26 protein-coding genes are annotated in these 26,058 nt (G+C 67.7%); 17 read left to right on the top strand and 9 right to left on the bottom strand.

The features are described 5' to 3' along the window. Positions 1-4: 4 nt before the first annotated feature. The 3 genes from ACSQ86_RS19455 to ACSQ86_RS19465 are packed head-to-tail and all read right to left on the bottom strand — an operon-like array spanning position 5 to position 2,870. Positions 5-1,003, bottom strand: coding sequence for a PDR/VanB family oxidoreductase (locus ACSQ86_RS19455; protein ID WP_436304712.1), 999 nt, complete (start codon positions 1,001-1,003; stop codon positions 5-7). Then, positions 1,003-1,758, bottom strand: a complete 756-nt coding sequence (locus ACSQ86_RS19460) for a GntR family transcriptional regulator (RefSeq protein ID WP_093103233.1) — start codon at positions 1,756-1,758, stop codon at positions 1,003-1,005. Before ACSQ86_RS19460 ends, ACSQ86_RS19455 begins: the two co-directional genes overlap by 1 nt. Continuing rightward, positions 1,755-2,870 carry an aromatic ring-hydroxylating dioxygenase subunit alpha gene (locus ACSQ86_RS19465; RefSeq protein ID WP_436309461.1) on the bottom strand — a complete coding sequence of 372 codons (1,116 nt, stop codon included), beginning with the start codon at positions 2,868-2,870 and terminating at the stop codon, positions 1,755-1,757. Before ACSQ86_RS19465 ends, ACSQ86_RS19460 begins: the two co-directional genes overlap by 4 nt. Positions 2,871-3,017: 147 nt before the next feature. Here ACSQ86_RS19465 and ACSQ86_RS19470 point away from each other — a divergent pair, with 147 nt between their 5' ends. From ACSQ86_RS19470 to ACSQ86_RS19480, 3 genes are read left to right on the top strand one after another with little or no spacing between them, the layout of a single operon-like run. Beyond that, positions 3,018-4,139 (top strand): 5-methyltetrahydropteroyltriglutamate--homocysteine S-methyltransferase, encoded by a 1,122-nt coding sequence (locus ACSQ86_RS19470; RefSeq protein ID WP_436304714.1) that lies wholly within the window; start codon positions 3,018-3,020, stop codon positions 4,137-4,139. A gap of 38 nt (positions 4,140-4,177) precedes the next feature. Next, a complete protein-coding gene (locus tag ACSQ86_RS19475; RefSeq protein WP_093103229.1) occupies positions 4,178-4,843 on the top strand; it encodes a glutathione S-transferase family protein in 666 nt (221 codons plus the stop codon). Then, entirely contained in the window at positions 4,840-6,219 is a 1,380-nt protein-coding gene (locus ACSQ86_RS19480) for a phospholipase D-like domain-containing protein (protein WP_436304715.1), read from the top strand. The genes ACSQ86_RS19475 and ACSQ86_RS19480 overlap by 4 nt, the downstream gene beginning before the upstream one ends. Here the strand turns inward: ACSQ86_RS19480 and ACSQ86_RS19485 are convergent. Both ACSQ86_RS19485 and ACSQ86_RS19490 read right to left on the bottom strand, forming a co-directional pair. Further along, positions 6,216-7,286, bottom strand: a complete 1,071-nt coding sequence (locus ACSQ86_RS19485; RefSeq protein WP_436304716.1) for an ROK family protein — start codon at positions 7,284-7,286, stop codon at positions 6,216-6,218. The genes ACSQ86_RS19480 and ACSQ86_RS19485 overlap by 4 nt on opposite strands. 18 nt (positions 7,287-7,304) lie before the next feature. Further along, on the bottom strand, positions 7,305-8,093 hold the full coding sequence (locus tag ACSQ86_RS19490) for an alpha/beta fold hydrolase (protein WP_436304717.1): 789 nt from the start codon (positions 8,091-8,093) through the stop codon (positions 7,305-7,307). Positions 8,094-8,188: 95 nt separating this feature from the next. Between ACSQ86_RS19490 and ACSQ86_RS19495 the strand changes: the two genes are divergently transcribed. Then, entirely contained in the window at positions 8,189-9,727 is a 1,539-nt protein-coding gene (locus tag ACSQ86_RS19495; RefSeq protein WP_093103224.1) for an ABC transporter permease/substrate-binding protein, read from the top strand. A gap of 83 nt (positions 9,728-9,810) precedes the next feature. Here ACSQ86_RS19495 and ACSQ86_RS19500 read toward each other — a convergent pair whose 3' ends face one another. From ACSQ86_RS19500 to ACSQ86_RS19515, 4 genes are all read right to left on the bottom strand, one after another. Next, positions 9,811-11,247 (bottom strand): aldehyde dehydrogenase family protein, encoded by a 1,437-nt coding sequence (locus tag ACSQ86_RS19500; protein WP_436304718.1) that lies wholly within the window; start codon positions 11,245-11,247, stop codon positions 9,811-9,813. A gap of 106 nt (positions 11,248-11,353) precedes the next feature. Beyond that, a complete protein-coding gene (kdgD, locus tag ACSQ86_RS19505; protein WP_093103221.1) occupies positions 11,354-12,265 on the bottom strand; it encodes a 5-dehydro-4-deoxyglucarate dehydratase in 912 nt (303 codons plus the stop codon). A 127-nt stretch (positions 12,266-12,392) separates the two neighbouring features. After that, the gene (locus ACSQ86_RS19510) at positions 12,393-13,367 is read right to left on the bottom strand and encodes a Bug family tripartite tricarboxylate transporter substrate binding protein (RefSeq protein WP_093103220.1); all 975 of its coding nucleotides are present in this window, start codon (positions 13,365-13,367) and stop codon (positions 12,393-12,395) included. Between the two features lie 129 nt (positions 13,368-13,496). Then, positions 13,497-14,321 (bottom strand): FadR/GntR family transcriptional regulator, encoded by an 825-nt coding sequence (locus ACSQ86_RS19515; protein ID WP_436304719.1) that lies wholly within the window; start codon positions 14,319-14,321, stop codon positions 13,497-13,499. Between the two features lie 66 nt (positions 14,322-14,387). On the opposite strand from ACSQ86_RS19515, the gene ACSQ86_RS19520 reads away from it, so the two are divergent. From ACSQ86_RS19520 to grpE, 13 genes are all read left to right on the top strand, one after another. Then, complete coding sequence (locus tag ACSQ86_RS19520; protein ID WP_093103217.1) at positions 14,388-15,215, top strand: NAD-dependent epimerase/dehydratase family protein; 828 nt, start codon at positions 14,388-14,390, stop codon at positions 15,213-15,215. A gap of 5 nt (positions 15,216-15,220) precedes the next feature. Beyond that, the gene (locus ACSQ86_RS19525; RefSeq protein WP_436304720.1) at positions 15,221-16,111 is read left to right on the top strand and encodes an SMP-30/gluconolactonase/LRE family protein; all 891 of its coding nucleotides are present in this window, start codon (positions 15,221-15,223) and stop codon (positions 16,109-16,111) included. A 42-nt stretch (positions 16,112-16,153) separates the two neighbouring features. Continuing rightward, positions 16,154-17,122 (top strand): TRAP transporter substrate-binding protein, encoded by a 969-nt coding sequence (locus ACSQ86_RS19530; protein WP_093103214.1) that lies wholly within the window; start codon positions 16,154-16,156, stop codon positions 17,120-17,122. Further along, positions 17,119-17,658: a TRAP transporter small permease gene (locus ACSQ86_RS19535; protein ID WP_436304721.1), complete on the top strand. Its 540-nt coding sequence runs from the start codon at positions 17,119-17,121 to the stop codon at positions 17,656-17,658. Before ACSQ86_RS19530 ends, ACSQ86_RS19535 begins: the two co-directional genes overlap by 4 nt. Next, complete coding sequence (locus tag ACSQ86_RS19540) at positions 17,649-18,947, top strand: TRAP transporter large permease (protein WP_436291048.1); 1,299 nt, start codon at positions 17,649-17,651, stop codon at positions 18,945-18,947. The genes ACSQ86_RS19535 and ACSQ86_RS19540 overlap by 10 nt, the downstream gene beginning before the upstream one ends. After that, positions 18,944-20,518 (top strand): galactarate dehydratase, encoded by a 1,575-nt coding sequence (gene garD, locus ACSQ86_RS19545; protein ID WP_093103211.1) that lies wholly within the window; start codon positions 18,944-18,946, stop codon positions 20,516-20,518. Before ACSQ86_RS19540 ends, garD begins: the two co-directional genes overlap by 4 nt. Positions 20,519-20,531: 13 nt before the next feature. Then, positions 20,532-21,296, top strand: coding sequence for an SDR family NAD(P)-dependent oxidoreductase (locus tag ACSQ86_RS19550; RefSeq protein ID WP_093103209.1), 765 nt, complete (start codon positions 20,532-20,534; stop codon positions 21,294-21,296). Between the two features lie 28 nt (positions 21,297-21,324). Further along, positions 21,325-22,422: a lactonase family protein gene (locus ACSQ86_RS19555; protein ID WP_436304722.1), complete on the top strand. Its 1,098-nt coding sequence runs from the start codon at positions 21,325-21,327 to the stop codon at positions 22,420-22,422. 45 nt (positions 22,423-22,467) lie between these two features. Next, positions 22,468-23,460, top strand: a complete 993-nt coding sequence (locus tag ACSQ86_RS19560) for a Bug family tripartite tricarboxylate transporter substrate binding protein (RefSeq protein WP_436309462.1) — start codon at positions 22,468-22,470, stop codon at positions 23,458-23,460. Positions 23,461-23,527: 67 nt separating this feature from the next. Beyond that, complete coding sequence (gene asd / locus ACSQ86_RS19565) at positions 23,528-24,379, top strand: archaetidylserine decarboxylase (protein WP_436304724.1); 852 nt, start codon at positions 23,528-23,530, stop codon at positions 24,377-24,379. A gap of 174 nt (positions 24,380-24,553) precedes the next feature. Continuing rightward, complete coding sequence (locus ACSQ86_RS19570; protein WP_436304725.1) at positions 24,554-24,910, top strand: winged helix-turn-helix transcriptional regulator; 357 nt, start codon at positions 24,554-24,556, stop codon at positions 24,908-24,910. 40 nt (positions 24,911-24,950) lie between these two features. Beyond that, complete coding sequence (locus ACSQ86_RS19575) at positions 24,951-25,301, top strand: FKBP-type peptidyl-prolyl cis-trans isomerase (protein ID WP_093103202.1); 351 nt, start codon at positions 24,951-24,953, stop codon at positions 25,299-25,301. Between the two features lie 130 nt (positions 25,302-25,431). Further along, on the top strand, positions 25,432-26,001 hold the full coding sequence (gene grpE / locus ACSQ86_RS19580) for a nucleotide exchange factor GrpE (protein ID WP_093103200.1): 570 nt from the start codon (positions 25,432-25,434) through the stop codon (positions 25,999-26,001). Positions 26,002-26,058: the final 57 nt, after the last annotated feature.

Consider the following 26,058-nt stretch of genomic DNA (forward strand, 5'->3'; position numbering starts at 1 on the left):
CGCTTCATGGACTTTCGGGACGCCATGCCGAATCGATGGTGATCGTTCCGACCGCGCGCGATACGCAGGCGCAGATGCGCTGGCCCTGCTCTTTCTCGTGCTCGCTCAGGAACACGTCGCGGTGGTCGATCTCGCCCTCGACCGCAAGCACGTCCATCGCGCACAGCCCGCATTCGCCGCGCCGGCAATCCCAGAGGGTCTGCACGCCGGCGGCTTCGAGCGCCTCGAGCAGGGTGCCGTCGGCCGGCACGGTGATCGCCAGGTCGTGGCGCGGAATGCGCACCTCGAAGGCCTGCGCCGCCAGCCGGCCGCTGCTGCCGAAGGTCTCGAAGCGCAAGTCGGCCGGCACGCGGCCGGCGGCGGCCCAGGCGCGCTTGACGGCTTCGAGCATCGGCACCGGCCCGCAGGTGTAGAGCTGGCCGCCGGCCGGCAGGGCCGCGATCTCGGCGGCGAAGTCGATCGGCGCGCTGCCGGTGTGGGCCTGCACGTTGGCGCCCAGCGCCTCCTGCAGCGTGGGCAGGTAGGCCAGTTCCTCGGCGCTGCGCGCCCCGTAGAGCATGCGCACACGCACGCCGTTGCGCTCGGCCAGCGCGCCCAGGCGCCGCGCCATGAAGACCAGCGGCGTGATGCCGATGCCGCCTGCCACCAGCAGGTAGCCCGGCGCCGTGGTGTCGAGGCCGAAGTGGCTCTGCGGCTCGGCGACGAGCAATCGGTCGCCGATCGCCAAGCGCCACATCGCGAGCGAACCGCCGCGGCCATCGTCCAGGCGCTTGACCGCGATGCGCCAGGAACGTTCGTCGGGCTCGCCGACGACCGAGTAGGAGCGCGTCTGCATGCGCCCCGAGCCCGGTGCGCCGACCAGCACCTGCACCTGCAGATGCGCGCCGGGCTCGTGCGTCGCGGCAATGCCCGACTCGGGCGTGATCTCGAACTCGCGCACGGTCGGCGTCAGGTCGCGCAGGGCAGTGATGCGCGCGGGCATCCAGTGGGTATCGCTTTTCATCAGGCTCTGCGGCGAATCAATTGCACGCCGGGCAAGGGGTGGTTCTGCGCGCCGTGCAGCGCCTCGCGCAGGTTGCGCTGCGCGAGGCGGCTGTGCTCGCGCATCAGCGCCTCGGCGCGCGAGCCTTCGCGGTTCTCGATCGCATCGAGCACCTGGCCGTGCTGGTCCTGCGCGATCAGCAGCATGTCGCGCGCGGCCGGCGAGTTCGCCTGCACCACCACGAAACCCGAGGGCGAAGCGAAAGGCAGGTTGATCACGCGTTCCAGCTGCTGCGCGATCAGCGGACTGCCCGCCATCTCGGACAGAAGCCGGTGGAACTGCTCGTTGAAAGTCACATAGCGCGAGAAGGCCGCATCGTCGAGCGCGGGCTCCTTCAGCAGTTCGTCGATGCGCTTCAGGCAGGCACGCGCCTCGCGCAGCACCACCGGCGCCGCGCCGCGCTCGGCCGCGAGCCGCGCCGACAGGCCTTCGAGCGTGCCGCGCAGCTCGATGGCGTCGGACACGTCGCGCTCGGAAAAAGTGCGCACCGCGTAGCCGCCGTTGGGCAGGGCTTCGAGCAGGCCTTCCTGCTCGAGCCGCATGAGCGCGCTGCGCACCGGCGTGCGCGACACCCCCAGCAGCTCGGAGATCGCCACCTCGGCGATGCGCGCGCCGCCGGGCAGCTCGCCGGCCAGCACCATCTCGCGCAGCCGCAACTGGGCCTTGACGGCTTGCGAGCTGCCGACTTCCGAAGGCTCGGTTGCGACGATGCTCACGTGCGCCCCCCCGCCGCTTCGGCCGCGGGCCGGATCGGAATGGCAGCTGTTCGCGGCCTTTCCTTCGCGATCATCTGGTCGATGAGCCGTCGCGCCCACATCGCGCCGGCGTCGATGTTGAGGTTGTAGAAGCTGTAGTCGGGCCGCTCGTCGATGGCGCGCTGCTGGGCTTCGAGCACCAGCTCGTCCTCGCGGAAGATGCCGGCCACGCCTTCGCGCAGCTCGTGCGTGAGGCGCTGCTCGCCGATGCAGTAGTTGCGCGCGAAAGCCCAGAAATAGAGGCAGCTCTTGTCGGTCTCGGGCGTGATGGTGTTGAGCACGTAGCCGTTGACGCCCTGGCTGCGGTCGCCCGCCGCGCCGTCGCGCGGCACCGCGCCGCTGCCCGCCTCGGCCACGCCGACATCGATGTTGACGGTGCAGGGTCCCTCGAAGCGGATGATCTGCCAGCGGTCGACCTTGCCCTGGTAGCCGTGGGCATGCCGGATCTGCGCGGCCCAGAAGGGCGGCGCATCGATGTTCTCCATCCAGCGCGTGACGGTGGCCGAGCGGTCGCCGTGGGTCGCGACGAAGGGCGCCTCCGCCACCGCGCGGTTGCCGATCGAGGAGCCGTGCACGAAGGTCTCGTGCGTGAGGTCCATCAGGTTGTCGACCACCAGCCGGTAGTCGCAGGCCACGCGGATCATCTTGCCGTCGCCGGCCCAGGCCGGGTCGTCGTTCCAGTGCATGTCGGGCACCAGCGCCGGGTCGGCCTTGGCCGGATCGCCGGGCCAGACCCAGACGAAGCGGTGCTTCTCGACCGCCGGGTAGGCGCGCACGCAGGCCGACGGGTTCAGCGTCTCCTGGCTCGGCATGTGGGTGCAGCGACCCTGGCTGTTGTAGACCAGGCCGTGGTAGCCGCAGACCAGCTCGTCGCCATCGAGGCGGCCCATCGACAGCGGCATCAGCCGGTGCCAGCAGGCGTCTTCCAGCGCGGCGACCTGGCCGTCGGTGCGCCGATACAGCACCAGTTTCTGGTTGCAGACGGTGCGTGCCAGCAGCGCGTGCTTGAGCTCGACGTCGTAGGCGGCCGCGTACCAGGCGTTGAGTGGAAAAGGGCTTGAAGAGGTGCTCATGGGATACTCAATGTATACATTTGAACCGGTATTTCCAACACTTTTCGGCTAAAACGAGGGTAAATACCGACTCCACTGTATCCAACGCGGTCCATCGGCATGAGATTACGATCGACCGTACTTTTTCTGATTTCGACGGAGCACTCCATGTCCCAGCACGCCCGCCTGCCTGCCCGCTACGACCACGTCGGCAGCTTCCTGCGCCCCAAATACCTGCTCGAAGCCCGCGAGCAAAAAGCCAGGGGCGAGATCACGCCCGAACAGCTTCGCAGGGTCGAAGACAAGGCCATCACCGAGATCGTGAAGTTCCAGGAGGACATCGGCCTCAAGAGCATCACCGACGGCGAGTTCCGCCGCACCTACTTCCACATCGACTTCCTCGAGCAGCTCGGCGGCGTGAAGACCGACATCCCGGTCACCATCAAGAAGCCCGACGGCACCGAGGAGCTGGCACCGCCGGTGATGCGCGTCATCGACAAAGTGACGCATGCGAAGTGCATCCAGCTCGCGGACTTCGAGTACCTCAAGAGCCAGGTGTCGGCCGGCAACACGCCCAAGGTCACGATCCCCTCGCCCACCATGCTGCACTTCCGCGGCGGCCGCGCCGGCATCAGCAAGGTGGCCTACCCCGAACTCGACCCGGAGTTCTACGACGACGTGGCCAGGGCCTACGGCGACGAACTGCGCTCGCTGGCCGCGGCCGGGTGCACCTACGTGCAGATGGACGACACCAACCTCGCCTACCTGTGCGACGAGAAGATGCGCGAAGCCGCCCGCCAGCGCGGCGACGACCCCAACGAGCTGCCGCACCGCTACGCCGCCTTCATCAACAAGGTGGTGGCGCAGAAGCCCGAGGGCATGATCCTCGCGATGCACCTGTGCCGCGGCAACTTCAAGAGCACGCATGCGGCGGCCGGCAACTACGAGCCGGTGGCCGAGGCGCTGCTCAAGGAGATGGACCTCGACGCCTACTTCCTCGAGTACGACGACGCCCGCTCGGGCGACTTCCGGCCGCTGCGCTTCCTGCCCAAGGGCAAGACCGTGGTGCTGGGCCTGGTGACCACCAAGTTCGGCGAGATGGAAGACAAGGACGAGCTCAAGGCGCGCATCGAGGCAGCCGCCAAATACGTGCCGCTGGAGCAGCTCGCGCTCTCGCCGCAATGCGGATTCTCGAGCACGGTGCACGGCAACAACATCGCCGTCGAGGCGCAGCGCGCGAAGCTGCGGCTGGTCGTGGAAACCGCACAGGAGGTGTGGGGCTCCCTCTGAGGTGCACGCGAGGTGAAGTCGGGGCATGATCGCGCTCCATGAAGCTCTTCACCGGCCCCCTCAGCATGTTCGGCGCCAAGGCGCAGATCGCGGCGCTCGAAAAAGGCATCGCGATCGAAGCCGTGATGGTGCCCTTCGACCGCGACGACAACTACGAGCCCAGGCACCCCGAGGTGCTGCGCATCAACCCCAAGCGGCAGGTGCCGGTATTGATCGACGGCGAGGTCGAGATCTTCGACTCGACGCAGATCTTCGAGTACCTCGAAGACCGGGTGCCCGATCCGCCGCTGTGGCCGCGCGGCGTGGTCGAGCGGGCACGGGCGCGCCAGCTCGAGCACATGTCAGACGAGGTGTTCTTCCCGCACGTGATCAAGCTCATGGGCCTGCAGCACGACATGCAAAGCGAGGCCGCGGTGGCAGCCTGCGCCGCCTGCGCCCGTTTCTATGTGCAGATGGAACATCGGCTGGCGCACGGCGACCACCTCGCCGGCTCCTATTCGTTTGCCGACATCGCCTTCTACATGGCGCAGGTGTTCGCTGACCGCAAGGGCGCAGGCATGACCGGCGACACGCCACGCCTTCTGGTCTGGCGCGAACGCGTGGGTGCGCGGCCCGCGGTGCGCGAAGTGGTCGGCCCGATGATGAGGTTCCTGGCCTCGCAAGGACGCCCGGTGCCCCTGGCCCTCCAGTCGCACCTCGCGTGAACCGCATCGACGACCTGCTCGACTGGCTGCCCTCGCCGTCGCAGCATTTGCTGGTCGTCACCTTCGCGCTGCTCGTCTACGTGCTGACGACGCGCGCAAGGCGCGAGCAGCGCGCGCCCAGCACCGCCATTTCATGGGTGATGGGTCTCGTGCTGCTGCCCTACTTCATCCTGCCGATCTACCTGCTGTTCGGCCAGCGCAAGCTGCGGCCCGCGGGCTCGCCGCGGCCGCGGCGCTCGGTACCTGCCGGGCACTGGGCTGCCGACCTGGTCGAAAGCTTCGGCCTCGCGGCGCCCGGACCTTGCGCGGTGCGCTTCCATGCCGACGGCGGCGCCGCGCGCGATGCGCTGTGGGAAGTGATCGAGGGCGCGCGCACGCGCATCGACGTCTGCACCTTCATCATCGGCGACGACGCGCTCGGGCACGAGGCGATCAACCGGCTCTCGCGGCGCGCGCGCGAAGGCATCAAGGTGCGGGTGCTGCTCGACGGCTTCGGCGCCTTGTCGCTGCCGCGAAGCCACTTCGACACGCTGCGCGATGCCGGCGCCGAGGTGGCCGTGTTCCGCCCGATCTTCAGCCTGCGCCGCGCGGGTCCGCGCAACCTGCGCAACCACCGCAAGCTCACGATCGCCGACGACGGCTGGCTCTGGTCGGGCGGCCGCAACATGGCGGGCGAATACTTCCTCGGCAACCACGACTACCCGGTGGGCTGGCGCGACCTGTCCTTCGATTTGAAGGGCAGCGTGGCCACCGCGGCGGCGCGCCAGTTCGACCATGACTGGGCCTCGGTGCGCGGGCGCAAGCCGCGCGCCATCGCGGCCGCGGTGGCGCCGCCGGCTGGCGGCCTGGCGCAATTCCTGCCGAGCGGCCCCGACCAGACCGAAGACACGGCGCACGCGCTCCTGATCGACGCCTGCTTCCGCGCCGAGCACCGCGTGCTCGCGATCACGCCCTACTTCGTGCCCGGCGACGGCCTGCGCGATGCGCTGCGCCTGGCCGCGCGGCGCGGCGTGCAGGTCACGATCGCGATTCCCGCGCAGTCCAACCACCGGCTCGCCGATTTCGTGCGTGCCCGCGCCATGCGCGACCTGGCGCGCGCCGGCGTGATCTTCCGCATGCTGCCCTTCATGGCGCATGCCAAGGCGGTGGTGGTCGACGAAGAGCTCGCGCTGTGCGGCTCGATCAACCTCGACATGCGCAGCCTGCTCCTGAACCACGAGGCGGCGGTTGTGTTCTACGACCGCAACGAAATCGACTGGCTCGCGCAATGGATCGAGGCCATCGCCTCGGCCGGCGAGACCTACCGCGCGCGCCGTCCGGGCATCGTGCGCGACGTGGCCGAAGGACTGCTGCTGACCATCGCGTTCCAGCTCTAGGTCTTGTTGGTGTAGCTGGCGTTGCCAAGTCCGGTGCCGATGGTCAGCATCGCCCAGCGCTTCACGTCGCGCATGAAAGGCAATTCGCTCAGGCCCTGCACCACGGCATCGTTGTGCATCAGAACCAGGGCGGGCTCGCCGCCGATCGTCGGAATTTTTTTGCCCAGCTCGGTCGGCAGATGGAAGTGTTCGCTCTCCCAGTCGCCCGGCAGGTTCTGCGCGCCGCGCGCGATCGAGCCATCCTTGCGGATCAGGCCCGGGCAGCCGATGCCGATGAAGGGCGCCAGGCGGATGCCCTTCTTCGTGGCGTAGCGGATCTGATCGTGGAGCATGTCCACCAGGCGCTCGACCAGCACCTTGCGCGCCGGGGCGTCGTCCGCATGGCGCCACTTTTCGCGCCGCAGCACCTTCGCCTTCGACAGGTCCTTGGCGCGCTTGCGGCGCATCTTGACGATGCCGCAGCGCACGTTGGTGCCGCCGATGTCGATCGCGAGGATCGCGTCACGGCCTTTCAGCAGCGGCGGCGGTGCCAGGTGCAACCAGCCGAGCAATCCGCCGTCGTCGGTTTCGTGGCCGATGCGGCCCAATTGCACGTCGATGCCCATGCCCTGGAGGATGGCCGCCGCCTGCAGCACCGCGCGCTCGCCGACGTCGCTCTCCGGGAAGCCGCCGCCGATCACGATGCGCTCCACGCCCTGCCATGACGGCTGGCGCAGGAAGCGTTCGATGACCCAGGCCAGCTCCTCGGCGAATTCCTCGATGGCGCCATGAACCATGTCGGCGGCCTCGGAGGTCTGGCCGGCTTTGAGCGTGGCGTCCAGCGTGCTCTTGGGCAGGTCCTTCGAATGCTTGGCGCCCAACGGGTCCCTGCCCCTCTTCCGGCGGCGCCGTCGCCAGCGCTCCAGCAGTTCCCTGAACGCCGTCTGGCTGGCCTGGTCGCCGATGAAGCCGTCCTTGTCGCGCAACTGGAGGCTGTAGCCCTCGACCAGCACCGTAGGCAGTTCTCGCGCGCCATGGATCTCGGGTGGGGGAAGCGAAGCTTTTTTCTTTCTCTTGTGGGATGCCATTGCGTCTTTCACAAAAATTCAGTCGGCCGTGGTCTCGAGGATCAGGCGCGCGGTTTCCTCCGGCGCGTCCCAATGCGGAAAGTGGCCGCAGCGCTCGAACCAGTGCAGGCGCGCGTCGGGAAAAAGCCGCTGCGCCCGCGCGGCTTGCTGCGGAAAACAGACGCGGTCCATGCGGCCCCAGCCGATCACAAGCGGCTTGCGCATGCTGCCGATGGTCGCGCCTTGCGGCGGCGCACCGCGCACGAGATCGCGCAACACCAGGTTGAAGGACCGCGCAGCAGCACAGCTGCGCATTTCCTCGAGCACAAGCGACGGCGCCAGCATGGCCGACTGCGCCGAAAACTGCGTGAGAAGAAGCCTGCGCGACCATTCGTGCGCGGTGATCGTGGGCATCGCGAACTGCAGCGCACGCACCAGCCGCACCGAGAGCCAGATCGAAGCGTGGAAGACCTGGCGCTCCCAGCCCGCCCAGAATCCGCCGGGGTTGAGCGAGATGACGCAACCCAGCACACCGCCGCGGCGCGCCAGTTCGAGCACCAGGCGCGCGCCCATCGAACTGCCGACGGCGTCGGTGCCGATCAGGTCGTGCTCGCGCAGAAACTCCGTGATGGCATTGGCCAGGGTCTGCAAGGAGACTTCTCCTGCCAGCGGCGGGCTCTTGCCGAAACCGGGCAGGTCGATCGCGACCACCGCGCGCTTGGCAGCCAGCGGCTCCATGATGGTTTGCCACGAGCGCCAGCTGCTGCCAAGCCCATGAACGAGCAGCAGGGGCTTTCCTTGACCGCGTCGGACGTAATTGATCAGCACCGATTCAGCTTGCGTTCATCTGGTGCGGCGCAGCATCAGCCCCGCACACCAGCTGCTGTAGGAAACCGGCCTGTCACGCCGATACACTGCGCTCGATGCATCCCTCGCGCCGTGCGTGGCTGACCGCCTTGTCCTGCCTGGGCCTGCTGCTCTGCGCGGCCTCGTCCTCGCACGCGCAGGAGGGAAGCCTGCGCGTCGGCTCCAAGCGCTTCACCGAGTCGTACATCCTGGCGGAAGTGCTGGCGCAGACCGCATCGCCTCATACGGCGAGCCCGCCCGTGGTGCGGCAGGGCCTGGGCAACACGGCCATCGTCTACGAAGCCCTGCGCTCGGGCGGCATCGATCTCTACACCGAATACACCGGCACCATCGGTCTGGAGATCCTCAAGAACCCGCAGCCGATGACGCGCGAGGCCATGAACGCCGCGCTCGCGCCGCTCGGGCTCGGCGCCGCCATCCCGCTGGGCTTCAACGACGGCTATGCGCTCGCGATGCGCGCGGCCGATGCGGACCGGCTCGGCGTGCGCAGCCTGAGCGACCTGGCACGCCACCCTGAACTGCGGCTCGGGCTCTCGAACGAATTCATCGGCCGTGCCGATGGCTGGCAGGGCCTGGCCGCGCGCTACGGCTTCGGCCAGAAGCCGACCGGCCTGGACCACGGCCTGGCCTACGACGCGATCGCAGCCAAACAGATCGACGTGATCGACATCTACACCACCGACGCCAAGATCGACCACCTCGGCCTGCGCGTGCTGGAAGACGACCGCCGCTATTTCCCGCGCTACGACGCGGTGCTGCTGTATCGCCTGGACGTGCCCACGCGCTTTCCGCAGGCCTGGGCCGCGCTGCAGAAGCTCGAAGGCCGCATCGACGAGCGCGCGATGATCGCGATGAACGCGCGCGCCGAACTGCAGGGCGTGGCTTTCGACGTGATCGCGCGCGACTTCCTGGCGCAGGGCAAGCACAGCGGGCCGGCGGGCGCCGAGAGCGCCGCGCGGGGCTTTGCCGCCAAGCTCTTCGGCCCCGACCTCGGCCGGCTGGCACGGCAGCATCTGCTGCTGGTGGCGGTCTCGGTCGGGCTCGCGATCCTGATCGCGGTGCCCTTGGGCATCCTCGTGTTTCCGCACCTGCGCTTGCGCGCCGTGGTGCTCGGCCTCACGGGCTTGCTGCAGACCGTGCCATCGCTCGCGATGCTGGCGGTGCTGATCTCGCTGATCGGCGCGATCGGCACCCTGCCGGCGCTGATCGCGCTCACGCTTTATTCGCTGCTGCCGATCATGCGCAACACGGTGACCGGGCTGGCCGAGGTGCCTGTGGGCCTGCGACAGGCTGGCACGGCGCTCGGGATGACCGGCAGGCAGAGCCTGCGGCTGGTGCTGTTGCCACTGTCGCTGCCGACGCTCTTGGCCGGTGTACGGACGGCAACGACGATCGCGATCGGGACGGCGACCATCGCGGCCTTCATCGGAGCCGGAGGCTTTGGAGAACGCATCGTGACCGGCCTTGCGCTCAACGACCGCGAGTTGCTGGTTGCGGGCGCGGTGCCGGCGGCGGTGCTGGCGCTGTTGAGCGAGGGGGTGTTCGAGCTGATCGAATACTGGCTGCGAAGGGGGCAACGACGCGCTTCATCTTGAGGCCTGGAGCCGGGGCGAACTCCCGGCTCCGGCGCCTCTAACCCCAACCCTCTCCCGGAGGGAGAGGGAGCAAGACAAGACGCTCAAGCCAGCGTGTAGGCCGTCTTCACCACGGTAAAGAACTCCTGCGCATAGCGCCCCTGCTCCCGCGGCCCATAGCTCGACCCCTTGCGCCCGCCGAAGGGCACGTGATAGTCCACCCCCGCGGTCGGCAGGTTCACCATTACCATGCCCGCCTGGCTGTGGCGCTTGAAGTGCGTCGCGTACTTCAGGCTCGTGGTCGCGATGCCCGCCGACAGGCCGAACTCGGTGTCGTTGGCGGTGGCCAGCGCCTCCTCGTAGTTCTTCACCCGGATCACGCTCGCCACCGGCCCGAAGATCTCTTCCTTGTTGATGCGCATCGACGCCACCGATTCGCTGAAGAGCGCCGGCGACATGTAGTAGCCCTCGGTGTCCAGCTTCAGCCGCTCGCCGCCCGCGGCCAGCGTGGCGCCCTCGCCCTGGCCGATCTCGATGTAGTTCAGGTCCTGCTGCAGCTGGCTCTCGCTGGAGACCGGGCCGATATCGGTGCCCTGCGCCAGCGCGTCGCCGACCTTGATCTTCGCCATTCGCGCCTTCATCGCCTCGATGAACTTCGGATAGATGCCCTCGGTCACGATCAGCCGGCTGGACGCGGTGCAGCGCTGGCCGGTCGAATAGAAGGCACTCTGCACGCTGAGCTCGACGGCCTGATTGAGGTCGGCATCATCCAGCACCACCTGCGGGTTCTTGCCACCCATCTCGAGCTGCACCTTCTTGTGCTTCGTCGCGCACTGCACCGCGATGTTGCGGCCGACGCCCACCGAGCCGGTGAAGCTGATGGCATGGATGCCGGGATGGTCGACCAGGGCGTTGCCGATCACGCTGCCGCGGCCCATCACGAGGTTGAACACGCCGGGCGGAATGCCCGAGCGGCTGATGATCTCGGCCAGCGCCCAGGCGCAGCCCGGCACCAGGTCGGCGGGCTTGAGCACCACGCAATTGCCGAAAGCCAGCGCCGGCGCGATCTTCCAGGCAGGGATCGCAATCGGGAAGTTCCACGGCGTGATGAGGCCGACCACGCCCACGGGCTCGCGCGTGATCTCGACGCCGATGCCGGGGCGCACCGACGGAATGACTTCGCCCGAGAGGCGCAGGCATTCGCCGGCGAAGAACTTGAAGATGTGGCCGGCGCGCGTGGCTTCGCCGATGCCTTCGGGCTTGGTCTTGCCCTCCTCGCGCGCGAGCAGGGTGCCGAGTTCTTCCTTGCGCGCCAGGATCTCGTTGCCGATCTTGTCGAGCGCATCGCTGCGCGCCTGGATGCTGCCGGTGGACCAGGCCGGGAAGGCCGCGGTGGCTGCCGCGACGGCCGCATCCACCTGGGCGGCATCGCCCTGGGCATATTGCCCGAGCACGTCGCCCAGGTTGCTCGGATTGGTATTCGGGCTGTAGCTGGCGCCGGCGCGCCATTCGCCGTTGATCAGGTTGTCGAAGTTCTGCATGGCAGTTCCTTGGAGGTCGGTCGGGAAAAAAAATGAAGGGCCGCAAGAGCGGCCCCGCGCAGTGGGGAACTCTACGCTCCCTGCAACGAGCGCACTCGGAAACGGCCTATTGCGGGCCGAGCTTGTCGATCAGCGCCGCCAGCGCGTCGTACTCCTCGAGCTTGAGCTCGGTGAGCGGCGTGCGCACCGGGCCGGCGTCGTGTCCCACGATCCTGGCGCCGGCCTTCACGATGCTCACCGCGTAGCCGTGGCCCTTGTTGCGGATCTCCAGGTAGGGCATGAAGAACTCCTTGAGCAGGCGGTGCTGCGTGGCCATGTCGTCGTCGGCCACCGCCTTGTAGAAGTCCATCGCGGTCTTCGGGATGAAATTGAACACCGCCGAGGAATACACCGGTGTGCCCAGCGCCTTGTAGGCCGCCGCATAGACCTCGGCCGTCGGCAGGCCACCGAGGTAGGCGAAGCGGTCGCCCATGCGCAGGTGGATCGAGCTCATGAGCTCGATGTCGCCGATGCCGTCCTTGAAGCCCACGAGATTGGGGCAGCGCGCGGCCAGCTTCTCGAGCGTGGCCGGGTAGAGCTTGCTCTGGCCGCGGTTGTAGACGATGACGCCGAACTTCACGCTCTTGCACACGGCTTCCACGTGCGCGGCCAGCCCTTCCTGGCCGGCTTCGGTCAGGTAGTGCGGCAAGAGCAGGATGCCGTGGGCGCCGGCCTTCTCGGCCGCCTGCGCGCACTGGATCGCGAAGCGCGTGGGGCCGCCGGCGCCCGCGATGATCGGCACCTTGCCGCGGCAGGTGTCGACCGCGGTGCGGATGATCTGGGGATATTCGTCGGCGGTCAGCGAGAAGAACTCGCCGGTGCCGCCGGCCGCGAACAGCGCGCTCGCGCCGTAGGGCGCCAGCCATTCGAGGCGCTCGATGTAGCCCTTCTTGTGGAAGTTGCCTTCGGCGTCGAAGTCGGTCAACGGGAAGGACAGCAGGCCGGAGCCCATGATGGATTTGAGTTCTTGCGGATTCATGCGATTGAAGTGAAGAAAGAAAAAGATGAGTCCTCAGCTCCGTTCGCCCTGAGCTTGTCGAAGGGCCCCTCGTCCTTGCTCAGGACAGGCTTCGACAAGCTCAGCCCGAACGGCCGGGATAGTTGCTCTAGTCCAGCTTGATCTGGGCCGCATCGACGACCTTGGCCCAGCGCGCGCGTTCCTTGTTGAAGAACTGCTCCTGCTCGGTCGGCGCCATGGTCACAACCTCGGCACCCTGCCCGGCCAGGCGCGAGCGGATGTCGGGCGAACGGATGATCGACACCAGTTCCTTGTTGAGGCGCTGGATCACCGCCTCGGGCGTGCCGCGCGGCGCCAGCATGCCTTGCCAGGTACCGGAGTCGAAGCCGGGCACGCCCTGCTCGGCAATGGTCGGCACATCGCCGATCAGCGGCATGCGCGTGGACTTGGAGACGCCGAGGATCTTGAGCTTGCCGCTCTGCACATGCGGCAGCGTCGCGAGCATGCCGTTCATCAGCACCTGGGTCTGGCCGCCCACCGTGTCCTGGATGGCCTGCACGCCGCCCTTGTAGGGCACATACTGCCAGCGCGCGCCGCTGGCGCGTTCGAGCGCCACGCCGGCGAGGTGCGGCGCGCTGCCGGTGGCGGTGACGGCGAAGTTCAGGTCGGACTTCTTCGACAGCGCGACCAGTTCCTTGAGGTTGCTCACCGGCACCGACGGATGCACAACCAGCAGGTGCGGCGAATAGGCCAGCATGGTCACGCCGCGCAGGTCCTTCGACGGGTCGAACGGCAGCTTGGTGTAGACCGACGGGCTGATCGCGAGCGCGCCGACGTCGCACAAGAGCAGCGTGTAGCCGTCGGGCGACGCCTTGGACACCAGGTCGGCGCCGAGGTTGCCGTTGGCACCGGCGCGGTTCTCCACGATGACCGATTGCTTGAGCGCTTCCGACAGCGGCTGGCTGATCGAGCGCGCGATGATGTCGGACGACCCGCCGGGCGGATACGGCACCACGATGCGGATGGGTTTGGCGGGCCAGGCGTCGGCAGCCTGTGCGCCGCTTGCGGCCAGCAGCCCGGTGCCGAGTGCGCCGAGCACGAGATCGCGTCGATTCATGGTCATGTCTTGTGTCTCCTGAGGATGGGAATGGGCGACTGCCGCGCAGGCACGCACATGCATGCGGCTTCGGGCTTGGTCATCAGTCATCGTACAACTAGTTGGGCGCCCTGTCCAGTCCTGCGCGCCGGCCGCTCAGGCCGGCGGCGTGCTATCGGCCGGATTGCCAGGCGGCGCGGCTTCGGCAGCGGCGCTCTTGGCCGCTTCCTGCGCGATCCGCAGCCGCTCGCGGCTGTTGGTCAGGTGGATGCGCATGGCCGCGCGCGCCGACTCCGGGTCGCGCCGCGCGATGGCGGCGTAGATCTCTTCATGCTCGCGGTTCACGCGGCTCAGGTATTCGCCGCGCCGGTCGTGGTTGCGGATGGCGGTGATGCGCGTGCGTGGAATGATCGTGGTGCCCAGGTGGCTCATGATGTCCGCGAAGTACGGGTTGCCGGTGGCCTGCGCGATCTGCAGATGGAAACGGAAGTCGGGCGCCACCGTGTCCCCCGCCACCGCCACGTTGCGCTCGAAATCGTCGAGCGCCTCGCGCATCGCGGCCAGCTGCTCGTCGGTGCGGCGCGTCGCGGCCAGGCCGGCGGATTCGGTCTCCAGGCTGATGCGCAGCTCGAGCACCGCGAGCACGTCGACCGAGGTCGCGATGTCCGAGGCATCGAGCCGGAACATGCCCGCGGCCTTGGGCTGCAGCACGAAGGTGCCGATGCCGTGGTGCGTCTCCACCAGCCCGCCCGCCTGCAGCTTCGAGAGCGCCTCGCGCACCACCGTGCGGCTCACGCCGTAGGCCTGCATGATGGCCGACTCGGTCGGCAGTTTGTCGCCCGGCTTGAGCTGCTGGCTGCGGATCTTCTCACCCAGATCGTCGACCAGGCCATGGGCCAAACCGCGCCCGCGGCGGCGCGGGCTGCCGGTGAAGGTGGCGGCTTCGGCGCTAGCGATTGACCCCGTTGACAGGTTCGTCATGCGGTGATGATAATCGTCATCTCGTTGTACGACAACCGATAACTTACCAGCAGAGACAAACAAGAGATGAGCGAGATTTCCAAAGCCAATCCGCCCCGCGTGGCCCGGCTGCTTCTGACGGGCGCCGCCGGCGGCCTGGGCAAGGTGCTGCGCGAACGGCTGCGTCCTTATGCGGATGTGCTGCGCGTCTCCGACATCGCGGCGCTCGCGCCGGCCGAGGGCAAGCACGAGGAAGTCGTGCCCTGCGATCTGGCCGACAAGGCCGCGGTCGATGCGCTGATCGCCGGCTGCGACGCGATCGTGCACCTGGGCGGCGTCTCGGTCGAACGCCCTTTCGAGGAAATCCTCGAAGCCAACATCAAGGGCATCTTCCATCTCTATGAAGGCGCGCGCCGGCATGGCGTGAAGCGCGTGGTGTTCGCGAGTTCGAACCATGTGATCGGCTTCTACAAGCAGAGCGAAACGATCGACGCCCACGCCGCGCGCCGGCCCGACGGCTACTACGGCCTGTCCAAATCCTTCGGCGAAGACGTGGCGCAGTTCTACTTCGACCGTTGGGGCATCGAGACCGTGAGCATCCGCATCGGCTCCTCCTTCCCCGAGCCGGCCAACCGCCGCATGATGAGCACCTGGCTCAGCTACCGCGACCTGACGACGCTGGTCGAGAGGTCACTCTTCACGCCCTCCGTGGGCCATACCTTGGTCTACGGCGTGTCGGCCAACCGCGATGTCTGGTGGGACAACAGCGCGGCCGCGCACCTGGGCTTCCAGCCGCAGGACAGCTCGGAAGTCTTCCGCGCCAAGATCGAGGCGCAGCCGCCCGTGGCACCGACCGACCCGAACGCCATCTACCAGGGCGGCGCCTTTACCGCCCAGGGCCCCTTCGGCGATTGAAGGCCATGTCCAGCAAAGCCGAGCTCGTGGTCGATGCTCGCTGCGGCACGGGCGAGAGCCCTGTGTGGTCGGCGGCTGACGAAGCGCTCTATTGGGTCGACATCCCGGGTCGGGCGCTGCACCGCTGGTCGGCGGCCGGCCATGTGAAGTGGATCGGTGAGGAGATGCTGGCCTGCGTCGCGCCGCGCGCCGATGTGCCGGGCGCCTGGATCGCGGGCATGGAAAGCGGCCTGTTCTCGATTGCAGCGCAGGACGACGGCACGCTCGCCGCGACGCGGCTCGCCCAGGTGGAGCACGCCCTGCCCGGCATGCGCTTCAACGACGGCCGCTGCGACCGCCAGGGCCGCTTCTGGGCCGGCACCATGCTGATGGACATGGCAGCCGGCTCGCGCGTCGGGCACCTCTATCGCTATGACAAAGGCGCCGAAGCACCCACCGTGCAACTCGACGACCTGATCGTGCCCAACGGCCTGGCCTTCAGCCCCGACGGCCGCACGATGTACCTCTCCGATTCGCACCCGAGCGTGCAGACCATCTGGGCCTTCGACTACGACACGGCCAGCGGCACGCCCACGAACCGCCGCGTCTTCATCGATATGAAGCCGCTGCCCGGCCGGCCCGACGGCGCCGCGGTCGACGCCGACGGCTGCTACTGGATCTGCGGCAACGACGCCGGCCTGGTGCACCGCTTCACGCCCGCAGGCAGGCTCGACCGCTCGCTCGAAGTGCCGGTGAAGAAGCCCGCGATGTGCGCCTTCGGCGGCCCGAAGCTCGACACGCTGTTCGTGACCTCGATCCGCCCGGGCGGCGATCTCTCCGAGCAGCCGCTCGCCGGCGGCCTGTTCGCGCTGCGCCCCGGCACCCAAGGCATCGCGGAGCCCGCGTTCGGCACCTGACAACGTTCAATTTCCATAAACCACCACCAAAGAGGAAGACAAATGACATACACCCGCACCCTGATCGCCCTGGCGGCCGCCGCCTTGGGCGTGGCCGCGCACGCCGTCGAATTCCGTTCGGCCGATGTGCACAACAGCGACGACTACCCGACCGTGGCCGCGGTCAAGTACATGAGCGAGCTGCTCGACAAGCGCAGCAACGGCAAATACAAGATCAAGGTCTTCAACAAGGGCGCGCTGGGGACCGAAAAGGAAACCATCGACCAGGTGAAGATCGGCGCGCTGGAGATGACCCGCGTCAACATCAGCCCGCTGAACTCGCTGTGCGCCAAGACGCTGGTGCCGACAATGCCCTTCCTGTTCGACTCGATCGCCCACATGCGCAAGTCGCTCGACGGCCCGGCCGGCGAGGAGATCCTGAAGAGCTGCGAGCCCGAGGGCCTGGTCGGCCTGGCCTTCTACGACAGCGGCGCGCGCTCGATCTACGCCAAGAAGCCGGTGAAGTCGCTGGCCGACACCAAGGGCATGAAGATCCGCGTGCAGCAATCCGACCTGTGGGTGTCGCTGATCAACGCCATGGGCGCCAATGCCACGCCGGTGCCGATCGGCGAGGTCTACACCGGCCTCAAGACCGGGCTGATCGACGCCGCGGAGAACAACATCCCGTCCTATGACGGCTTCAAGCACTACGAGGCCGTCAAGTTCTATTCGCGCACCGAGCATTCGATGGCGCCCGAGATGCTGGTGATGTCCAAAGCCGTCTATGACAAGCTGCCCAAGGCCGAGCAGGACATGTTCCGCGCCGCGGCCAAGGAATCGGTCGCGTTCCAGCGCAAGAAGTGGGACGAGCAGGAGGCCAAGTCGCTCGAGGTGGTCACCAAGGGCGGCGCCACCATCGTGTCCGACGTCGACAAGGCCTCGTTCCGCGCCGCCATGGCACCGGTGTACGCCAAGTTCATCTCCACGCCGGACCTGCAGCGCCTGGTCAAGGCGATCCAGGACAACAAGTGATCGACGGGCCGGCCGAATCCGAAACCTCGCGCCCGCCCTCGCGCCATGCGTACTCGCGCGTGTGCGCGCTGCTGTCCAAGGCCAGCCTGATGCTGGCGGTGGTGCTGCTGATCGCCATCATCGTGTGCGTGCAGTACCAGGTGGTCGGGCGCTACCTCTTCAACGACACGCCGGTCTGGGCCGAGGGCCTCGCGCTGCAGCTGGTGCTGTACGTCACCGCGCTGGGCGTGGCGGTCGGCGTGCGCGATGCCGGCCACATCGGCCTGGATTCGCTGGTCGCCCTGTTGCCGGAGTCGCTGCGCCTCAAGATCGAGATCCTGATCCACGCGCTGGTGGCGCTGTTCGGCGCCATCATGGTTTCCAGCGGCTGGCTCTGGACCCGGCTCAAGTGGAGCGACATCAAGCCCATGCTGGGCATTCCGGTGGGCATGGACTACCTGGCGCTCGTGATCGCGGGCATGTTGATCGTTCTGTTTTCGGTTGAACACATCGTGGCACTGCTGCGTGACGAGGAAGTGGTGCCGGCGTGGAATTGATTGTTCTCTCTCTTAGTTTTCTCGCGCTGCTGGTCCTCGGCGTGCCGGTCGCGTTCTCGATCGGCCTCGCCTCGGTCGCCACCGTGCTCTACGCCGGTCTGCCGGTGGCGGTGGTGTTCCAGAAGATGGTCGGCGGGATGCAGATCTTCTCGTTCCTGGCCATCCCCTTCTTCGTGTTCGCCGGCGAGCTGATGCTCTACGGCGGCATCGCGCAACGCATCGTGCGCTTTGCCAACAGCCTGATCGGCCATGTGCGCGGCGGGCTCGGCATGAGCAACGTGATCGGCTGCACGCTGTTCGGCGGCGTGGCGGGCTCGCCGGTGGCCGACGTGTCGGCCATGGGCTCGGTGATGATCCCGCTGATGAAGCGCGAGGGCTACGACGCGGACTATGCGGTCAACGTCACCACGCACGCGGCGCTGGTCGGCGCGCTGATGCCGACCTCGCACAACCTCATCATCTTCACACTGGCCACCACCGGCATCGCCTCGGTCAGCGTGCTGAGCCTGATCCTGGCGGGGATGATTCCGGCGCTGATCCTGACGCTGTGCAATCTGGGGGCGGCGTATTACGTGGCGATCAAGCGCGGCTACCCGATCCGCGGCGCTTTCCCCGGCTGGGGCGAGGTGCTGGCGGCCTTCATCGGCGCGCTGCCCGGGCTGCTGATCGTCGCGATCATCCTCGTCGGCATCCTGTCGGGGGTGTTCACCGCCACCGAGTCGGCAGCCACCGCCGTGCTGTGGGCGCTGGGCGTCACGGTGCTGGTGTACCGGTCGCTCAGCTGGCAGGATTTTCTGAAGGCCTGCGCCAAGGCCTGCAAGACCACCGGCGTGGTGCTGCTGCTGATCGGCATCTCCTCGGCCTTCGGCTACTTCATGGCGCTGTACGAGGTGCCGCAGAAAACCGGCGAACTGATGACCTCGGTCTCGAGCAGCCCGTGGGTCATCTTCCTGATGATCAACGTGCTGCTGTTCGTGCTGGGCACCTTCCTCGACATGGCCGCCACGATCCTGATCTGCACGCCGATCTTCCTGCCGATCGCGATGCAGTTCGGCATGAGCCCGGTACAGTTCGGCATCGTCATGCTGATCAACTGCGCGCTCGGCCTGAACACGCCGCCGGTCGGCACCACGCAGTTCATCGGCTGCGCCATCGGGGGGGTGTCGGTCGGGCAGGTGATGCGATCGATCTGGCCCTTCTACGGGGCGCTGCTGGTGTGCCTGATGCTCGTGACCTACGTGCCGGCCTTCTCCCTGTGGCTGCCCGAGCTCTTCTCCGCACCCAAATGAGCGAACCCCTCTACATCACCATGCACGAGCGCGACAACGTCGCGATCGTGGCCAACGACGGCGGGCTGCCTGCCGGCACCGTGTTCCCCTCGGGCCTGGCGCTGGTCGAGAAGGTGCCGCAGGCGCACAAGGTGGCGCTGGTCGACATTCCCGAAGGCGGCGAGGTGCGGCGCTACGACGTCGTGATCGGCTATGCGCTGAAGCCCATCGCCGCCGGCAGCTGGGTGCACGAGCGGCTCTTGAAGATGCCCGCCGCACGGGAGCTCGAAGGCCTGCCGATCGCCACCGTCAAGCCGCCGCCGCAGGCGCCGCTCGAGGGCTACACCTTCGAGGGCTACCGCAATCCCGACGGCTCGGTCGGATCCCGAAACATCCTGGCCATCACCCAGACCGTGCAGTGCGTGGCCGGCGTGACCGAGTTCGCCGTGCAGCGCATCAAGGCCGAGCTGCTGCCGAAGTTTCCGAACGTCGACGACGTGGTGGCGCTGGAGCACGGCTATGGCTGCGGCGTTGCGATCGATGCGCCCGACGCGATCATTCCGATCCGCACGCTGCGCAACATCAGCCTCAACCCCAACTTCGGCGGCGAGGTGATGGTGGTGAGCCTGGGCTGCGAGAAGCTGCAGCCCGAGCGCCTGATGCCGCCCGGCACGATTCCCTTGATCGACGAACGCAACGTGGCCGACGTCGGCGCCAGCGCGGAGACCGGGCTGGACGTGGTGTGCCTGCAGGACGAGGCGCACATCGGCTTCATGTCGATGGTCGATTCGATCCTGCGCCAGGCCGAGGAGCATCTCGAGCGCCTCAACGCCCGCCGGCGCGAAACCGTGCCCGCCAGCGAGCTGGTGGTCGGCGTGCAGTGCGGCGGCAGCGATGCCTTCTCGGGCGTCACGGCCAACCCGGCGGTCGGCTTCTGCACCGACCTGCTGGTGCGCGCCGGCGCGACCGTGATGTTCTCGGAGGTGACCGAGGTGCGCGACGGCATCGACCAGCTCACCTCGCGCGCGACCACGCCCGAGGTGGCCGAGGCGATGATCCGCGAGATGGCCTGGTACGACGCCTACCTCGACAAGGGCCGCGTCGACCGCAGCGCCAACACCACGCCCGGCAACAAGAAGGGCGGGCTCTCCAACATCGTCGAGAAGGCGATGGGCTCGATCGTGAAGTCGGGCAGCTCGCCGATCTCGGGCGTCGTCGCGCCGGGCGAGAAGGCGCGGCAGAAGGGCCTGCTCTATGCCGCCACGCCGGCCAGCGACTTCATTTGCGGCACGCTGCAGCTCGCGGCCGGCATCAACCTGCACGTGTTCACCACCGGCCGCGGCACGCCCTACGGGCTGGCCGAGGTGCCGGTGATCAAGGTCGCCACGCGCAGCGATCTCGCGCGCCGCTGGCACGACCTGATGGACGTCAACGCCGGCCGCATCGCCGACGGCGAAGCCACGATCGAAGACGTGGGCTGGGAGCTGTTCCGGCTGATGCTCGACGTGGCAAGTGGCCGCAAGAAGACCTGGGCCGAGCACTGGAAGCTGCACAACGCGCTGGTGCTGTTCAACCCGGCGCCCGTCACCTGAAAAGGAGAATCGCATGGAAGATCTGAAAGGCAAGACCGCCCTCGTCACGGGCGCCAGCACCGGCATCGGTGCCGCCGTCGCACGGGCCTACGCGGCGCGCGGCATGCGCGTGGCCGTCCACTACAACCGCTCGGCCGGCCCCGCGAAGGAGGTGGTGGACGCGATCACCGCCGCCGGCGGCGAAGCCTTCGCGTTGCAGGGCGACGTGCGCGACACCGAAGCGATCCGGCGCGTGGTGCGCGAAACCGTCGCACGACTTGGCGGCATCGACGTCCTTGTCAACAACGCCGGCAGCCTGGTCAAGCGCGTGCCGATCGCCGACTTCGACGACGCGCTCTTCGACGAGGTGCTGCACATCAACGCGCGCTCGGTGCTCGCCTTCTGCCGCGAAGTGGTGCCGCTGATGCGCGCACAGGGCCGCGGCGGCAGCATCATCAATGTCTCGTCGGTCGCGGCGCGCCACGGCGGCGGGCCCGGCGCCTACCTGTATGCCGGCGCCAAGGGCTTCGTCAGCACGGCGACCCGCGGCCTGGCCAAGGAGCTTGCACTCGACCGCATCCGCGTCAACGCGGTGGCGCCGGGCGTGATCCAGACGCCCTTCCACGACCAGTTCTCGACGCCCCAGATGCTCGAGTCCTTCAAGGCCACGATCCCGATGGCCCGCATCGGCGAGCCCGACGACTGCGTGGGCGCCTTTCTCTACCTCGCCTCGGAGCAGCTTTCGAGCTACGTGACGGGCCAGATTCTCGAAGTCAACGGCGGCCAGTACATGCCTTGAACCGGCTGAACCCCTAAGGAAGAAAAACATGCATCCAGCCATCACTTCTCGCGCGCTGCGCCGCCTCGCGCTGCTGCTCGTGCCCGGACTCGCCGCGATCGGCGGCAACGTTTCGGCCGCCACCTGGGTCTACGTGTCCAATGCGGACAGCCAGGAGATCTCCGTGCTCGAGCTCGACCGCGGCCAGGGCACGCTGAAGCCTGTGGAGTCGGTGAACGTCGGCGGCATGGTGATGCCAATGGCCGTGAGCCCCGACAAGCGCTTCCTGTACGCCGCACTTCGCTCGCAGCCCTTTCGCGTCGCGAGTTTCGCGATCGATGGCACCAGCGGCAAGCTGAAGAAGCTGGGCGAGGCGCCGCTGGCCGACAGCATGGCCAACATCGACACCGACGCCACGGGGCGCTGGCTGTTCGCGGCTTCCTACCCAGGGCACAAGATCACGGTCAACAGCATCGACAAGGCGGGCAACGTCGGCCCGATCCAGCAGTTGCTTCCCACGACACCCAACGCACACGCGATTCACGCCGATGCCGGCAATCGCTTCGTGCTGGCGACCAGCCTGGGCGGCGACAACGTCTCGAGCTGGCGCTTCGACGCCCAGACCGGCGTCTTGTCGCCCAACGACCCGCCGCTGACGACCGGCGCGGCGAAGTCGGGACCGCGCCACTTCGTCTGGGACAAGGCGCAGCGCAACGTGTACCTGCTGAACGAGCTCGACGCCGGCCTGCATGTGTATGCCTGGGACGCCGCCCGCGGCACGCTGCAACTCCAGCAGAGCGCCACCGTGCTGCCCGCGGGCTTCACCGGCAAGCCCTGGGCCGCCGATCTTCATCTCACGCCCGACGGCCGCTATCTCTACGCATCGGAGCGCACGTCCAGCACGCTGTCGGGCTTCAAGGTCGACGCCTCGACCGGCCGGCTGCAAGCGCTGGGCCAGACACCGACCGAGAAGACGCCGCGCGGCTTCGCCATCGATCCGAGCAGCCGTTTCCTGATCGCCGTCGGCCAGGAGTCCCACAGCGCCTCGGTGCACCCGATCGACGCTGCGAGCGGTGCCCTCGGCACGCCCCAGCGACTGCCGCTGGGCAAGAACCCGAACTGGGTCGAGATCGTCGAGCTGCCGTGAGCTCGCGCTGAGTTTTTTGCACCTGAACGCCAAGGAGACACTGTCATGCAACGCCGCACCCTCATCCAGACCGCCATCGCCTCGCTCGCCGCGGGCCTGCCCGCCCTGCCCGCTTTCGCTCAAGGCCAATGGCCGAGCGGCAAGGCCATCACCTACCTCGTGCCCTTCCCGGCCGGCGGCACCACCGACGTGCTCGGCCGCCTGATCGGCCAGAAGCTCGGGCCCGTGCTGGGCACCAGCATCGTGATCGACAACAAGGGCGGTGCCGGCGGCAGCGTCGGTTCGGAGATCGCGTCGCGCGCCGCGCCCGACGGCTACACGATGCTGGGCGGCACCATCAGCTCGCACGCGATCAACGTGAGCCTCTACCCCAAGATCGGCTACGACCCGCAGAAGTCCTTTGCGCCGGTCACGCTGATCGGCACCAACCCGGTGGTGCTGGTGGTCAACCAGGCGAGCCCCTACAAGACGCTGAAGGATGTGCTGGAGGCCAGCAAGACCAAGTCGGGCGGGCTCTCGTCCGCTTCGGCCGGCACCGGCACCTCGCAGCATCTGACGCTGGAGCTGCTGTCGTACAAGTCGGGCGTCAAGTTCACGCACGTGCCCTACAAGGGCAGCGGCCCTGCGATCCAGGACGTGATCGGCGGCCAGGTCGACATGATGTTCGACACCACCGTGGTGGCCGGCCCGCACATCCAGAGCGGCAAGCTGCGCGCGATCGCGGTCAGCTCGGCCAAGCGGCTGGCCTCGATGCCGGACGTGCCGACGGTGGCGGAGTCGGGCCTGCCGGGCCTGAAGGACTTCGAGGTGCTGTCCTGGCAGGCCATCTTCGTGCCGGCCGGGACTCCGGCGCCGGTGGTCGATCGCCTGCACACCGAGATCCGCAAGATCCTCGCCCAGCCCGAGATGCAGGACAAGCTCAAGGGCTTCGGCATGGAACCGGCCGACATGACGACCGCGCAGATCGCCGCCTTCCAGAAGGCCGAGGTCGAAAAATGGGCGCAAGTGATCAAGGCGGCGGCGATCAAGGCGGAGTAGCCGCCGTCCCACTGGCGACAGGCGGGGCGCTCGATAGAATCGCCTTCCCCTTTTTGGAAGCGCCTTCTTGTCCGACCGCCTCTTCGCCCTGCCGCAGTACCTCTTTCCCAAACAGGCGCTGACTTCGTTTGCCGGCTGGGTCGCGGGCAAGGAGCGCGGTGCGGTCACGACCTGGATCATCCGCCGCTTCGTCGCCAAGTACGGCGTCGACATGGGCGAGGCGCTGGACAGCGACATCGCGAGCTACCCGAGCTTCAACGAGTTCTTCACCCGGGCCCTGAAGCCCGGCGCGCGCCCGATCGCGCAAGCCGACCTGGTGTCGCCGGTCGACGGCGCGATCAGCCAGTTCGGCCCCATCGAGGGCGACCAGATCTTCCAGGCCAAGGGCCACAGCTACACCATCACCGCGCTGGTCGGCGGCGATGCGGTGCTGGCGGCGCAGTTCGAGCACGGCAGTTTCGCCACGCTCTATCTGAGCCCGAAGGACTATCACCGCATCCACATGCCCTGCGACGGGCGCCTGCTGCGCATGGTCTATGTGCCGGGCGAGCTGTTCTCGGTCAACCCGGCCACGGCGCGCGGCGTGCCCGGCCTCTTCGCGCGCAACGAGCGCGTGGTGTGCGTCTTCGAGTCGGCGCGCGGCCCCTTCGTGCTGGTGCTGGTCGGCGCCACCATCGTCGGCAGCATGGCGACCGTGTGGCATGGCGTGGTCAACCCGCCGCGCGGCGGCGAGGTGCGCGAATGGGACTACGCCGACCGCCAGATCGTGCTCAAGAAGGGCGAAGAGATGGGCCGCTTCCTGCTCGGATCCACGGTCGTGATGCTGTTCCCGCCGCCGCCGCTCGTCTTCAACCCGGCATGGGCGCCGGCAGGCGCGATCCGGCTCGGCGAATTCATGGCCAACCATTCGACCTCCTGAAGGCGCTGCCGCTGCGACCCGCAGCCGGCTTCATTGCATAGCTATAAAACTTGTAGCAAGCTGCCTTCTGGGATATAGTCGCCGGCCCGATCCGAGTGGTCCAGCACCCAACATAAAAAACGCGCGGCGCCACAGCGCCGTGCAGCAGCCGCCGCCCCGAGGAGATGTTGTTCGATGAGTAGCAAGGAAAACGCGGCCGTCAACCAATTGCTTGCGCTGCTGGAAGCCCGCTATGCACTGCGCGTGCTCTGGGCACTGCGTGACGGCCATGCCCAGACCTTCCGCCTGCTGCAGGACAGCGTCGGCAACATCACGCCCAACACCCTCAACACCCGCATCAAGGAGCTGCGCGAAGCCGGCATCGTGAACCACGGCAGCGAGGGCTACAGCCTCACGTTGAGCGGGCAGGACTTGCTCAAGCGCCTGTCCGACCTCCAGGCCTTTGCCGTGAAGTGGCAGGTGAACCAGGTCAAGAAGGCGGCGCCTGCCGTGCCTGCACCCGCACTCGGGCCGAATCCGGCGCCTCGTTAAACTGCGGGCCTTTTTCCTTCATCCCCCAAAGGAGCATCTCATGCCCATCACTCCCTCCGGCCTGCAGTACGAAGACACCACCGTCGGCGACGGCGCCGAAGCCAAGGCCGGCCAGCACGTGCATGTGCACTACACCGGCTGGCTCTACAACGACGGCGTGCAGGGCGCCAAGTTCGATTCCAGCCGCGACCGCAACGACCCCTTCGCCTTCTCGCTGGGCGCCGGCCAGGTCATCAAGGGCTGGGACGAAGGCGTCGCCGGCATGAAGATCGGCGGCCAGCGCACCCTGATCATCCCGCCCGCCCTCGGCTACGGCGCACGCGGCGCCGGCGGCGTGATTCCCCCGAATGCAACCTTGAAGTTCGACGTCGAGCTGCTCGACGCCCACTGAACGGGCGGCACCGCCGCCCCGAGCGAAATGCGCCTGGATGGGCGCATTTTTTTGCCTTGAAAACCCCGCACCCAGCCCCATCTGGCCCGCTATTGTTTTGTTTTCCGGCGTGGACGCCGGCTTTTTGAGCATGTCAGACCCGCAAAACCCCCAATCGAATCCAGAGAACTTCCTGCAGGGCGAGCCCAGCCCCGAAGAGCTGGAAGCCGCGCAAGCCGCCAACGAGGCCGACGCGCTGGCAGCCGCCACGGCCGAGATCGCCGAGCTTCGGGCCAAGAACGCCGAACTGGCCGACCAGTACCTGCGCGCGCAGGCCGACGTGCAGAACGCGCGCCGCCGCGCCGACGAGGAGGTGAGCAAGGGCCGCAAGTTCGCCATCGAGTCCTTCGCCGAAAGCCTGCTGCCGGTGCTGGACAGCCTCGAAGCCGGCCTGAACCACAAGGACGCCACGCCCGAGCAGGTCCGCGAAGGCGCCGAAGCCACGCTGCGCCAGCTCAAGAGCGCGCTGGAACGCAACAAGGTGATCGAGATCGCGCCGGCCCAGGCCAGCAAGTTCGATCCGCACCAGCATCAGGCGATCTCGGTCGTGCCGGTCGAGGGGCAGGAGCCCAACACCATCGTGGGCGTTCTGCAGAAGGGCTACACCATCGCCGACCGCGTGCTGCGACCTGCGCTGGTGACCGTCAGCGCCCCTAACTGAATCACACGAAACCCACAGGAAATCCCCGCTCCGTCCCTTGAATCGAGCCGGGTTATC

The organism is Variovorax sp. LjRoot130 (assembly GCF_964253755.1).
Taxonomy (GTDB): domain Bacteria; phylum Pseudomonadota; class Gammaproteobacteria; order Burkholderiales; family Burkholderiaceae_C; genus Variovorax.